General features: G+C 48.3%; 8 protein-coding genes. All 8 read right to left on the bottom strand.

Translation table 11 applies throughout. From position 1 onward, the window contains the following. Positions 1 to 25 precede the first annotated feature (25 nt). The 8 genes from FXY30_RS04150 to FXY30_RS04110 all read right to left on the bottom strand — a co-directional run bounded on the left by FXY30_RS04150 (position 26) and on the right by FXY30_RS04110 (position 13,238). A complete protein-coding gene (locus FXY30_RS04150; RefSeq protein ID WP_071705445.1) occupies positions 26 to 1,696 on the bottom strand; it encodes a nucleoside kinase in 1,671 nt (556 codons plus the stop codon). 701 nt (positions 1,697 to 2,397) lie between these two features. Beyond that, positions 2,398 to 2,718, bottom strand: a complete 321-nt coding sequence (locus FXY30_RS04145) for a hypothetical protein (RefSeq protein WP_071705443.1) — start codon at positions 2,716 to 2,718, stop codon at positions 2,398 to 2,400. Between the two features lie 509 nt (positions 2,719 to 3,227). Continuing rightward, complete coding sequence (locus tag FXY30_RS04135) at positions 3,228 to 4,511, bottom strand: AlbA family DNA-binding domain-containing protein (protein ID WP_071705442.1); 1,284 nt, start codon at positions 4,509 to 4,511, stop codon at positions 3,228 to 3,230. A gap of 139 nt (positions 4,512 to 4,650) precedes the next feature. After that, on the bottom strand, positions 4,651 to 4,848 hold the full coding sequence (locus FXY30_RS07615) for a hypothetical protein (RefSeq protein ID WP_071705441.1): 198 nt from the start codon (positions 4,846 to 4,848) through the stop codon (positions 4,651 to 4,653). A 172-nt stretch (positions 4,849 to 5,020) separates the two neighbouring features. Continuing rightward, on the bottom strand, positions 5,021 to 5,221 hold the full coding sequence (locus FXY30_RS04125; RefSeq protein ID WP_071705440.1) for a type I restriction-modification system subunit M N-terminal domain-containing protein: 201 nt from the start codon (positions 5,219 to 5,221) through the stop codon (positions 5,021 to 5,023). A gap of 351 nt (positions 5,222 to 5,572) precedes the next feature. Further along, on the bottom strand, positions 5,573 to 10,093 hold the full coding sequence (locus FXY30_RS04120) for a Cna B-type domain-containing protein (RefSeq protein ID WP_071705439.1): 4,521 nt from the start codon (positions 10,091 to 10,093) through the stop codon (positions 5,573 to 5,575). Between the two features lie 405 nt (positions 10,094 to 10,498). Next, positions 10,499 to 11,944, bottom strand: a complete 1,446-nt coding sequence (locus FXY30_RS04115) for a class I SAM-dependent RNA methyltransferase (RefSeq protein WP_083428195.1) — start codon at positions 11,942 to 11,944, stop codon at positions 10,499 to 10,501. Next, positions 11,934 to 13,238 carry a M18 family aminopeptidase gene (locus FXY30_RS04110; RefSeq protein ID WP_071705437.1) on the bottom strand — a complete coding sequence of 435 codons (1,305 nt, stop codon included), beginning with the start codon at positions 13,236 to 13,238 and terminating at the stop codon, positions 11,934 to 11,936. Before FXY30_RS04110 ends, FXY30_RS04115 begins: the two co-directional genes overlap by 11 nt. Positions 13,239 to 13,264: the final 26 nt, after the last annotated feature.

Below are 13,264 nucleotides of genomic sequence, written 5' to 3'. Positions count from 1 at the left end.
TGGCGATTTCTCCCATTTTCAGGAATCAATGCACCAACTTGCTGCCCCCGATAAATTCGCGCAAAATCGATGTGTTCACCACATCGGAGGTATCTGTTAACGCAAGAAAATACTGCAATAACGAGAGGATGCGTACCGCTTCAATGCGTTCCGGTTCGTCCTCACCAATTTCCCGAAGATGGGGTTCCAAAATCGGCTTGAGCGCTGCGATTTCGTAGACAAAGGAAGAACTAAACATCACATCGGCCAACTCGGAATATGGGAAGATGTTGCGATTCTCGCCGCGACGCACATCCGGCCATGTGCGAATGGTTTGGCGCACGTCCCGCCCGCGAAATTGCAAGTCACGCGCCATGCGTCGCATGAGACGCAGATCGGTCGTGGGAATGCGGTTGTGGGCATCCAGATTAATCTGCGTAATGACGCTGAGCGCAATGCGATATTTATACCGATTGTCCACGTCCGAACTTAGCTTGGGGTTGAGCGCATGGATGCCTTCCAGCAGAATCGGCTCCTCTGCCCCGAGGCGAATCCGCTCCTCGGTATGCACGCGCTTGCCGGCCACAAAGTCAAAGCGGATGCGTTCAATTTCTTCGCCGGTGAGTAGAGCACGCATATCCGCGTTAAAAGTTCGTAAATCAATGGCTTCAAGCGCTTCAAAGTCCGGCTCGCCCTGTTCATCCAGCGGCGTATTTTCGCGATCCACAAAATAATCGTCCAGCGAAATCGCCACCGGCCGTTTTCCCAGCACACGCAGCGACGTCATGAGCTTATAGGCAAAGCTGGTTTTCCCGGACGATGACGGTGCAGCGATGAGCACAATGCGCTTGTTTTTCAGCACAATGTTTTCCGCAATGTGCATGATTTTATGATCCTGCAGCGCCTCATTCATACGACAGACGTCGCCAATGGTTCCGTTTTGAATGCTGCGATTGAGCTGTGCCACCGTGTAGATGCCCTGGCGATCCGCCCAGTCCTCCGCTTCGTTATAGGTATCGGAGAGCAAATACGTTGGAACAAAATTGTTGACCCGTGTCTTGTCTTGCCGATCCACGCCGAGCAGCACAAGCCCATGGTCAAATAGCTCCAGGTCAAAGACGGTGACATAGCCGCTCGAAGGCGCCATGTAGCCAAAGAAAGAATCCACCGCATTGCCCATGCGATACACCGCCACATGGTTTCCCGTCTGTTGCGCATAGAGCTCCACTTTATCCGCACGCCCCAGCGTGCGAAACAGCTGCTTCGCCTCTTCGTAAGTCATGTTTTCGCGCACAATCGGCATGTCGGCCTCTATGATCTTGCGCATTTCCGCTTTCAGCTCGTCGCGCTGTCTCGTATCCAGCATAAAGACGTGTCCCTTGCGATGCAGCACACAATACAGGCCGCCGGAAATCGAATGTTCAATCACCGTATGCGTATCCGGAAAAAGGCGTTCAATCGCTTCCAGAAAAACAAACGAAAGCGTGCGCATATACACCCGATAGCCGTCCGAATCCGTCGTGTCCATCAGCACGACCTCTTCCGCTTCCTCCGGAATCGGCTGCGCCAGTTCAAACAAGTGATTCTTCACCCGCGCCAACACAATGCGCCCCTGCGCTTGCTCTTCCATTTTTTGGGCGCACTCCGCAAACGTCGTCTCTTTCGAAACCGCGACCTCTTCCCCTTCTCTTCTCGTATAGAGCCGCATCGTACACATCCGCACGGTGGCCTCCTTTCGTTTACTTCCGTACCTTACTGTTTCCGTATCATGCTGTTATGTTTGTTTGTAAGCAATGGATGGCGTTTTGCCCGCCATCGCGTTCTGTATCATCTGTGGTTGGCGTCTTGGTGGCCTTTTGGTGGTTGGGATGGGCAAACCATGCACCGTCTGGCGTTATTTTATCATAGCCGGGTGAGGGGCGGAGTTGGGGGCGTGGGGTGCACAAGATGAAAGAGGAGCGCAGGAAGGAGCCTTTATTTTCGATATTGCAATTTGGGCTTCTCCTTTCCGGTCATTTCGTTGAGAAAAAGGAGCCTTTATTCGCTTTTTTACTTTTTAGGCTCCTTTGCATAACACTTGGCATCCCCAAAAGGAGTCTTTTTCCACTATTTCGAATTTTAGGCTCCCTCCTCAGAGTCCTTGTCGTTGAAAATAAGTGCCCTTTCTTGCAATTTCGCATTTTAGGCTCCTTTTTTCGTCTTTTCTTTGCGAAAAGCGGGAGCCTTTTTTTGCTATGTTGTGTTTTAGGCTCCTTTTTTCGAGTTATGGACATTGAAAAAGGAGCCCTTCCTTGCAATTTTGGATTTTGGGCTCCTTTTTTCGTTTTATCTTTACGGAATGTACCGACCCCCAAAAGTTAGACCAAAATCTAACGATTGGGGATCACATCATTAATTGTTAGGATGCTTTTCTTCGTATCAAAACAAATTGCAAAATGCTTGTTTCAATTCATATCGTAACCTGATCTTTTTTGCTTTTATGTTAATTTTTCTTCGCCGTAGCGCTTCTCTATGCCTTATCGTCGCTATTCTATAAACTTCGTCATAATAATGCACCTTTTCGATAAAATGCTCCGGCAACTTTTGTACATCAAACTCCTCTTGGCGAAAGTCTTCATATCTTGGATATGGATACTCTTTATATGGATTATACTTCGCCCATGCATAATATGCCTTTTTAAAGGCCTCCCACCTCTCCTGGAAAGGTGCTTTTTCGACGATTTTATTTTCTTTAGTCATGATGCACCTCTCTTTCATGTAATCCGTACATATCCATCTGCAAGACTTTTTCCTGTATGCGAAAAAACAAGACCACTCAAGCTCTTTTGTCAAAGCCACAAAATCGGCAGCCGGTGTAGATAACGATCTTTTCAAAGCACCGTTTCAATATGTTTACTGATATGCGATTTTTCACCTCATCTTTTTTTCTCGTCTGCCAGCGTCGGTTCTTCCTGTTCTTCCACTTGTTTCGTTTCCTCAGTTATTTCTGTCTCCTTGTTTCTCAAAGTTATAATCTCCTTCGCGACTCCCCACAGTTTTACGTCATAAGGCTTGGACATGGAATTCCTCCCAATAAAAAAGCAGCGGCCGTTTGTGCACTGACCCACTAAAGTTGGACCAAAAAATCCAACTTTAGGGGATCAGTGCAGATGTCCTGTTATGAGGACAACAAGGCACATTTTGTGATACTGATTCAATATCGGCGGAAGTATGAGCCGGGCATTGAGAACAAGATGGAGCGGTTATAGTCATTCAGCAATAATACTTTGCAAGTGTGAAATTTCTCCTTGGTTGATAATATCTTCACCAAGTGAGTTGAGGACTTGCAACCTCTCTTTATCGTCTGCATTGATGTCTAAATATGAAGTGATAGGCTTAAAATGATAGATTCTTTTACTTGTTGACTCAGGCATTAATGACGCTCTATCCCCGCCATACCACGATGCAACTCCACGAATAATTAGAGGCATCTCTGCAGGGCCAGATAAGCCAGCCGTGATTTTGTAGGTATATGGGTGCCATTTCTGTTGGCATTTGACCAAAAAAGCATAAGCCTCGACTAAGGCATCCTCAATAAAACGCTGAGATGCCTGGTTCTTAGTTCCTGCAGGGTATTCAGACCAGTCTTCACAGCCTATCCAGCCACCTAATTGAATTGCAATGCGAAGAATGCCGTTATCCTTTAATTCCAGTCTCCAGAAGCGATGTTGATCCATGTCTCGTTCATTACGCAAAACCCATGAACGTAATCCGCGTCTGCTTCTTGCAAATTCATCGCCAAAATTTCTTAAAAGCCACAGACCGTTATTGTCATAGCGATACTGATTTGTTTTGATTCCATCTAATGATTGGTTAATAGTCACCTGATCAAGGCGATTCTCTACAAGATACTCTGGAATCCCCATAAAGATAAACGTCAAGCCATCGTAAATCTGCCCATATTCTGCAAATTCGTCATACAGTTGTTTCTCATTAGCCTCTTTGTCTTTTTTTAACTGATAAGACTCTCTGTAAAGGCGACGAAGCTCTGGTTCTGTCAAACCTACGGTTGAGGAACCATTTCGTATAGGCGCATAGAACGGATAAGACTCATTCCCTTTTTGATATAGACATAAGTGTGGGAACAACTCGGAGGGAGGGACTTCTATCGCATAAATCCACTTCTCATCAGGAGATGAAATAGCATGAATTTTTACTTCTGACAGCGAGGGCTGAACGTTTGTCCAAGCAATGCGGTAGATATTTTGATCTGTATTTTTATCAATAGTAAAAGGTGTTAGTTCTTCAGCAATGTCTTTCTTAGGATCAGTTCTTATGCCGCAGATGATCCATCCTCCCCCAGAGTTTGCCATCGCACATAAATCTTTTGCTAATTCAGACGCTGAGTGTGGATCTTGCGAGTTGTATCCAATCATCTTAAAGTCAAGGTCTCGTTGCTCGTGCATTTTTGCTTCCACAACACGTTGCATTAGCGACCAGTCCAAGGGAATTGATGCCGGCAAGCCGAGCTCTCGATGTATAGGTGTATACATATTTGCCCTCCATTTTACTTAATCCATGGTTTGCACATTTTTCTCGATAAACTCGATTTCACTTGTTTTCAAATGATACTTGGCATAGAGCTGGCGATCAATCTCTGGAATGGTCTTAGACCAATTGATATCTGAAATACTAGTAAAATCCTGAGTAGGTACGTTTTTCCATACAGCTTTTTTTGTTATCTTGGGTAACTTTTAAAATCCCAAGCATAGTGCCTGCAAATTTTGTTTTTATGTACTTTAACAAAGCTTCAGCTTCAGCTTCCTCTTTGATTTTGAAAGTTCCAATGCTCATAAATGTCTGAGTATGGCCGATCAGGAGTGTGCTCAAGACTTCTCCAATTGCTCCTGATCCATTTGATATCGGCAAGAAAACTTTGTTGTATTCAAAGTTTTTCGGCCATTTTAAGTATTATTTCTTAATCCATCTATAAGTGCGAGCATTTCCAAGACAGCCAAGTATCTGTACTGAATCCTCTGTTTCTTTGTTTTTAGTAAAAACTTCAGGCAAAGTTTCGAAATCCATCGCCATCAGCGATTAACTGTTTATATTTCTTGTCGAATGCCGTAGAAATATATTTCAAGAAAATCAATCCGATGATGACATTTCGATATTCGGATGCTGGTATATGCCCCCACAGAACACAGGCTGCATCCCAGATTTGTCTTTCAAAACCGATGTTTGCTGTATTTTTTACAACCATTTCTTGGCCTCACTTTCTGTGCGCAAAGGAATTTCTACTATCATATCATGTTCCCTTCCGCACACTCCGCTCTACTTAGCCCCCCTCCAAACAACTCTATCTTCCCATTTGAAACGAAGAAACACAAGGCGTATCTCCTCCCTATGCTCACCTCTTCCCTTCAAAACGAGCATCGTTCATCGCAGTAATGAAAGCTTTCCCTAACACAAAAAAGCTGTGGCAGAATATGGATCGTCCTGCCACAGCCCCTTTTCTTGCTTCCGTAACAGCCCATTGGCCTTCACCTTGTGAGCTTCCCTTTTTGGATAGCGTTAAATCGTACGATCTCACCGATCGCTTCCGGCTTTCACCTTAGCGTGGTTTACGCTTTGTTTTTTGCTTTGCCGCGTAAAGATACGTCAGCGACAGAACAGAAATCCCAAGCAGCGCGCTCCAGAACAGAAGACGATTGCTATCGCCCGTTTTTGGCTGCGGCTTCACCGGCAACGTCGGCGTCGGCTTCGGCTGAGGCTTGGGCGCCGGTGTTGGTTCTACCGGCGTCGGCGTCGGTGGGTTCGGCGTCGGCGGATTTGGTGTTGGCGGCTCTGGTGTCGGCGGGTTGGGCGTCGGCGTGAACCGATGGGTGTTAGTGATGGTGACCTGATTACCCGTCGTCGCATACTTTACCGTAAAGCGACGATTCGACAGCGTGATCTTTGCGCCATCGTCAGCCGCTTGGCCCTTGTCATCGAGCTCTTTTACCGTGTACTGATTCGGCTGACCTGTTAACAAATCGGCCGTCAGCAAGTCCGTAAACGTCCACGTGAACTTGTTCTGTTCATTTAAGGTGACCTTTGTGGAAGTCGGTTGTCCATTCTTGTACAGAACGACCTCTACGGAAGCCGTTTTCAAGAAGCTGGGCGTCACGTGTTTCCAAACCTTCTGCACGGTGAGACTTGTTCTGGGAACCGGATTATGTGTATTCGTAACGGTCGTGTCTTTAACGGTTGTCGTGTAACCGGGTACTGGATCTTCTTTTACGGTATAAGCAATTTTCTTTCCATCCACATCATATATGTTAAGATTATCGAATTGGTATTTCCATTGGTTTTCTTTTGTCGCCTTCGCCGTTTTTCCGGTTTCCTTACCATTCGCAAACAAGGTAATGGTCACCGCATCGGGGCGAATGCCATCCTTGTCAGCCCCATCATCCCATACTTTTTGTCCGCTGAGGCTTGTGGTAACCAGCTTGAGGGTAACTTCCGCATCTGCAGTGAGCGTCCGCACGGTATCGCTGGCCGCGGCTGCAGTGAGCCTCCGCACGGTATCGCTGGCCGCCTCTGCAGTGAGCGTTCGTACGGTATCGCTGGCCGTGGCCTCTGTACCGGAGAACGTTCTCGTCTTGATTGTGCACGAATTAACAGCTTTTTTTTCGTTGAACGCAGGATCTGTCGGCGCGACAAGATCGACAAACACAGAGAGACTTGCTCCCTTCTCCAAAACGAAGTTGGTATCGGTTGTTCCTTTTATCGCCTTTCTGCAATCGATCGCAATGGCCTTTACCTGCTTCATATCCTGGGGCTTGGTCGTAGACCAAATGGATCCATTATCCACGTCGAACTGCTCTTGCGTTGGAATCGTCGTGGCATAGTAGACCACCGGAGAAAGTGTTCCCCCGTCTTTGCCAGCGCTTTGCTTCCCTTCGATTGCCGAAATGTCAATGGATTGTAATGTTCCTTGCCATGCAGAAGGTTTGGCGGTTGTACCGTTATCTAAAACGTCATAAAATACGAGCTGATCCGCATTTGTCCCCTTTTGGGTCTGATAGCGCAGACGGTAGGTATAAACTTTCTTTCCTTCTACGGTTGTGCTCTCCACGTACAATGGCTGATTCGCCGTTTTTACCTTCTTTGTCAATCCGGACTGATTGACCGTAACCATTTGATAATGAACCGTAGCCTGGTTGAACATTATCTTTCCAGCATTCGATTTTCCCAAATTGGTGAAAAAATTCTTGTCGGCAAGCTTATCCGGCATTTTAACGGCATCTCCCGGATGGAAGGGAATCTTATCATTCCCGTTCACAAACGCAACCGAATGGAGCACATCTGTTCCGCGGTCAACGATGTTTTCATAGGTATTGTAAAGATCATAGGAAAATACAACCCGTGGATCGCCTCCTCCAAATTCCAAGAGATCGTCAGGGATCGTATAGTTCACGATCATCATCGTTCTGCCGGAATGCTCATAATCATCCACGAAAGAAACGGAATAATTTTTTTTCGGAATGACATTTCCCACGCCATCAGAGTAAGACCAATTCAACTTCAACTCTGTCGTCTTCGGATCAACATAGGTGTCTTTCGGCAGAAGATCATAGAATGTCCCCTTATTAAAGGCGAAGCGTTTGACGAGCTCTTTGTCACTTTTTCCGCCACCCGTAATATCCATAAAAATAGCGTATGCCCCGTTATAATTCGAGTCAAATACCCGTCTCTTCTGTTTGCTTTCGTCTGGATAGTCGGTTAATTTTCCTTCTTTACTAAAAACAGAAGAGGATACGGACAGGTCTCGCAGCGTATACGCGGTAACTGCCAAAGGTTGCCCCTTCGTGTTGTCTGTCATCGTTCCTACGGTTCGTTCAGCAAAAGCGGTAACCATGCTGTTATTTCCTGCAGTCTTAGAAGCTGCTAAAAGCGTTTTTACCGCAGCTGTTGGCCGAAGCACCACATTTTCATAGGTGGTCATATCGGTTTGAAAAGTGTTTTCCCCATTCTTGTGGCGATATTCTATTTCCGCTACATCGCTCGGCAGAGCCCAAAAAGTTCGATTCAATCTTCTTGAGGTGGCTAACGGTTTTTCATTTGTATCTGTCGCGATATAAGCGCCGTCCTGTCCTCGTTTTACCTGGGCATATTTTTCAAAGGCAGGCTGCTCCTTTTTTCGGATCCAAACTTCAACCGGCTGATAGGATGCATAATCGCGAATGGGGTTTCCGGTGTCTTCGCCAAAATGCGTCTGTGCCGCATCATATTCTGTCCAGGTGAGGTAAAAATCCTTATAAAAATAATCCGCATCGCTAAGTTGGGTCATTTTCTTTTGATCAAAGAGTTCGTTAAGAGTGGAATTCGTAAGATCGTTTCCTTTCCCTTCAATGTAATAGGGCGAAGACTGGGTGATCTTCATCTCCCATTTCTGATCTTTGGCCGTATTCGGTCGTCTGGTAACCGATGAAGTGTGCCAGCTGTGATCACGGGCATTCCAATTACCCGCCAGTCGAATGGTTTCCCCGTCTAAAAGGTACGTCCTCGCCATGGGTAAGGATGTCTCTGCATTGTTTACATTGTATTTTCCAAAAGACCCTTCCCCTAAATAGAAGTAAACCGTTTCTGTCGCTTGGGCGGTCACTTGATCCTTTTGCCCATTGTCGGCAATTTCGTCAACCTGAACGGAATTGGACAGTTCAACCCCCTTCTTTCTCAGATCATTTGCTGATTTTCCTTCAAGTAGAGAAAGAGGATACCGTTTTAAGATCGCCTGCGAAAGACAAGGCCGCATATCTTGAAGAACCAGATGGCCATTCAAATAATTGGGCATGCCCGGGAGTGCTTTCGTCTCGCTACCCTGATATTGACGATACGTCCGGCTTTCAGTGATTTTCGCAATGGATGGATAGGTCGTATTTAGAGGATATTGGAAGGTATTGTCATGCCAGGTAAAATATCCCGTGCCAACTACTTTCCCATCGGTTCCCGTATCGGTAACCGTTGCGGAGAAAGGTAGGGATGTCCCGGAACCACGCATATAATCGGCAAACCAAATCACATAAAAATAGGTTTTTCCGTCATCATCGGTAGGTTTCGGCCCCCAGCTCTTCTGCCAGGTCAGGTAGGCCCCCTTTGCGTTATCCTTTCTGGCAACACTGAGCTTAACGTCGCCCGGCTTCAGCCGATTCTGTAACTGAAGGCTCAGTTTTTTGGTGTCATCTACTTCATTTTTGCCGTTGCTATCCGCATCAATCTGAAGCGTAATGGCATAGTCCTTCTGGAGTTTTCCATTCTGATCGACTTTGACAAAGGCCGGTTTGAACGAAAATTTCTGCTCAAAATCAAAGGTGAACCCGCCGTTAAGATCCTTATAGTTTGTTAACGTATAGGTACCGTCGCCATTATCGCTATAGTTAAAATCAATAGAAGTGCTTTCTTCCGGTGCTTTTGCGACCTGCCAAGTCATATGAGGCAATTTATTGCCATTATTATCAACATTGACTCTTTTGGTATCACCGTCTTGTTCCCAATTTTCAACGATGAAATTGGGAACCGTAATCTTCACCGTACCTTTAGGAAAATTTGCTCCTTGCGCTTGTGGAACACCCAGATGAACCGCCCAAGTGACGGTCTTTTGTGTATTGTTTGAGGAGGTAACAGAAATGGAGGTCGGATCATTGTTCGGATAGGAGTAATCTCCTGTCGACTTTGTTGACCAGTTTGCGTTAAAGGTATAGTTTACGCCGCTACGGTTCGCCGAGGCCAACGCTTTTTCTGGTTTTGCCTGCGCCGCCTGTGCATCCGCCGTTTCCTTCCCCTCTTCCACGGTTTTCGCTTTTGTAATAGCTTCTGTTGTTTCCTCGGGGTGCTCTTTCCTCTCGTCCAGACTCTTTTCGCCCGTCTCCTTCACTGGCATGGCCGTATCCGTTGGCTCAGGGGCTTCTGTTATCTCACCCGGACTCTTTTGGCCCGTCTCCTCCACTGGCATAGCCGTATCCGTTGTCTCCACGGCATGCGAAGAAGCCTTGTCCTCTGCGAGAACAGGGCGGCTATCTGTAATGACGGCGGTGACGAGCATGACGAGTGCGACAGCACCGGCCAATACTCTATTGCGTATGTGTTTCATGCTTTTATCCTTTCTTCTTTCGTGCTCATGCCTACATCGGATGTACTTTTGCATCAAAATGAAAAAGGAGACTATCCGCTTGGATCAAAACGTCGATCAGCGAAATGCCTCCATAAATAGAAAATAAAATAAAAAAACAAACGAAATTAGCAGGCGGCAAATAGGTCTGTCTGTCTGTCTGTCTAAGAGAGTGTCCATCTTGTCTTCCCCCTTGTCAATCCAAAACACAGCCTCGAGACTATTCTAACTCCTTTTTTCATTATCTTCTATCGAAAATTGCCAAATTAACACGATCCGGCGGTGTATTTCAAAAAGTGTGCCGCTCGAATGCCTTTGGTGTCGATGTACCAAGGAAACCAAGTCCATGCCGTTTCTGTTTACACAGACAGACCCTTTTCCTCGTTATTATCTCCGCCTCACCCTGACCACCGTCTCAATCTCCGGCGTGTTGGGAAACATGTCCGCCACACACAGGCGATCCAGCATCCAGCCTTGTTGACGAAAGTCGCGAAGATCGCGGGCCAGGGTTTCCGGATAGCAGGAAATATAGACAAGCTCATGAAGTTCGATGGAAAAAAGCGAGCGACGCACGCTTTCGTCCAGACCCTTGCGGGGCGGATCCACGAGAACGCAAAGGCTCTTCTCCGCGAAGTCAGCTGTCAGGGATGGAAGAATTTCTTCAGCTTTGGCTGCGATAAAGGAAACATTGGTTAGAGCGTTTCGCGCAGCATTCTGACGGGCATCCTCGACGGCAGCCTCGACCATCTCGACGCCGATGACGCGCTTTGCCTGCTGCGCAAGAAGCAGCGAGGTAGTGCCGGTGCCGCAGTAAAGGTCGAGAACGGTGGCGTCGGGTAAATCGGAAAAGAAGGAAAGAGCCTTCGCATACAACGCGGGTGTCAGAAAGCGATTGACTTGAAAGAACGAAGGCGGAGAAACGGTAAAAGAGAGGCCGCTCAATGTCGTTTGCAGGGTTTTCTGCGGGGTGGCGTAAACGAGGGGTTCGCGAAGGCGCACGTCGCCTGGTCGATGATTCTGTCCTTGGCAGAGCACCGTAAACGACAGAGGTTGCAGAAGGGCAAAGAGAGCCTTGCGTTGTGCCGAGGAAAGCGGATCGGTAATGAGAGCCGCGAGCGTCTCCCCTTTCTCGTTCGCACGCAAAACGACCATACGCACGGCGGAGAAGGTCTTGGCCCAGTTCGGGGTCTGCAAGGCCAGCACATTCCACTGCTGTAGTTTTTGTTCCAAAATCGGCGCGGCAATGACATAGGAAGAAAGTGGACGCACCTTCCCGTCTCGCGCGGTATCGCCAAGACGTCCGTCCGGCGTCAGACGAAGATTGATCTTATTGCGGTAGTGCGTTTCTTCCGCAGCAATCCAGTCCATTTCCGGCAAATCCGAGGCGGCAAAACCGCCGACACGAACCAGCGCCTCCCGCACACGGCGCATCTTCCACGCCTTCTGTTCCGTCGGATCCCAGGCAAGAAGCGGGAATCCGTCATGCGGGGTCATCGCATCGTCTTCCGGCTCGTCCGGCAAAAAGCCTGTATGGCTATTTTCGGCATGCGGATGCGAAGAAATTGGGCGCCGTCCTGGCGAAGGCGTAAGCAATTCCATCGCCTGTGCCTCGAGGATATTCTTTTTCCGTTTATGCACACGAAGGCGCACGACATCCCCCGGCAGCGCGCCGTAGACAAACACGGTCCGTCCGACGTCTTCTTCAGGAAGAGGAACGGTACCATGCGGCGCAAAAAGGACATCCTGCGCTTTCAGATGCCCAATGCCGCGACCATCCACCGTAAGGTCGGTCATGGTCGCGGAATATTCCCTTTCGGCGCGATTATTTTTCATCGTTCAAAAAGGCGGTTAAGGTGCGAATCATGGCGTCGTGGTCGGCCACGCCGCCCAGTTCGCGCACGGAATGCATGCCGAGAACGGGGTTTCCGACGTCGGCGTTTAAGATGGTTGTCCACTGCTCATCCATCGCGCCAATCGTAGCACCGCCGCGCTTATCGGAATGATTGTGGAACGTCTGGAAGGTCACGCCGGCTTTTTTCGCGTAAAGACGCACGCGCGCGCCGCCTTCCCCGTCGGTAATGTAGCTCTTGGAGGCCGCATATTTCAAAACCGGGCCGTGATTAAGGAGCGGACGATTGGTCGGATCCGCGCAGTCCGTATGATTGGGATGTATGGCATGCGCCATGTCGCAGGAAATGGTGAAGCTCTTGGCTAAGGCAACCGCGAAATCTTCCTCGTCGCCTCCCAGGCTGCGGACGATACGCGAAAGGACATCTCGAAGCGTCGCCGAATCGGCCCCTTTCCGGCTCATCGAGCCGATTTCTTCGTGGTCATGCAACGCAATCACCTGATGGACATCTGCGGGATTGGCCTTGGTCAGCGCCGTGGTCGCAGCATGGCACATGGCCAGGTTGTCCAGACGTCCGACGGAAAGAAATTCTTCGTTTTCCCCGAGGAACATACCTTTTTGCACATCATAGAGGAACAGATCCGCGTCCAGAATCGATTCACGGGCAATGCCGACTTCTTGCGCCACGACGGCCAGAAAATCGCCTTTTTTATCCGGTTCATCCGCCATGCACCAAATCGGTGCCATGCCATTCTGCGGCTTGATTTCGCCGTTTTTGTTCACCTCACGGTCCATATGAATGGCGAGGCTGGGGATGATGAGAAGCGGTCGGGTAATGTGTATTTTCTTCACGGAATAGCCGCGCGGAGAGTCGTCTTTTACCAGCAAACGGCCGGCCACGGAGAGCGGACGATCCAGCCAGGTACGCAAAATCAATCCGCCATAGGGCTCGACATTCAGCTGGCCATATCCGTTGCGCGGCATATTCACGTTCTGTTTCAATTGAAAACCGGGCGAGTCATTGTGCGCGCCGATGATATGAAAGCCGGCATCCGCCTGTTTAGCCGTGCGAAAAGCAAAAATCGTGGCATCCGAAATTTCCACGTAGTACGTTTTTTCCGGCTCCAATTTCCAGCGGGAAGTCAGGGAAAGCGGCGTAAATCCTGCTTTATCCAGAAGCGCTTTTTCTTGTTCCGTCGCCTGGTAGGCGGTCGGAGATCCATCAATGAACTGCAACAATTCTTTTGCACGCTGACGTGCCTGTTTCGTGATTTTCATGCTTTCTCCTTATTTTCTATTCCTCG

The sequence above is a fragment of the Murdochiella vaginalis genome, from assembly GCF_902381775.1.
GTDB lineage: Bacteria > Bacillota > Clostridia > Tissierellales > Peptoniphilaceae > Murdochiella > Murdochiella vaginalis.
This window is presented reverse-complemented; position numbering and strand designations above follow the sequence as displayed.

What these genes read in the sequence shown, in the direction of transcription:
- FXY30_RS04150 (WP_071705445.1), bottom strand. Translation starts at nt 1,696, where the DNA reads ATGTGTACGATGCGGCTCTATACGAGAAGAGAAGGGGAAGAGGTCGCG.
- FXY30_RS04145 (WP_071705443.1), bottom strand. Translation starts at nt 2,718, where the DNA reads ATGACTAAAGAAAATAAAATCGTCGAAAAAGCACCTTTCCAGGAGAGG.
- FXY30_RS04135 (WP_071705442.1), bottom strand. Translation starts at nt 4,511, where the DNA reads ATGTATACACCTATACATCGAGAGCTCGGCTTGCCGGCATCAATTCCC.
- FXY30_RS04125 (WP_071705440.1), bottom strand. Translation starts at nt 5,221, where the DNA reads ATGGTTGTAAAAAATACAGCAAACATCGGTTTTGAAAGACAAATCTGG.
- FXY30_RS04120 (WP_071705439.1), bottom strand. Translation starts at nt 10,093, where the DNA reads ATGAAACACATACGCAATAGAGTATTGGCCGGTGCTGTCGCACTCGTC.
- FXY30_RS04115 (WP_083428195.1), bottom strand. Translation starts at nt 11,944, where the DNA reads ATGAAAAATAATCGCGCCGAAAGGGAATATTCCGCGACCATGACCGAC.
- FXY30_RS04110 (WP_071705437.1), bottom strand. Translation starts at nt 13,238, where the DNA reads ATGAAAATCACGAAACAGGCACGTCAGCGTGCAAAAGAATTGTTGCAG.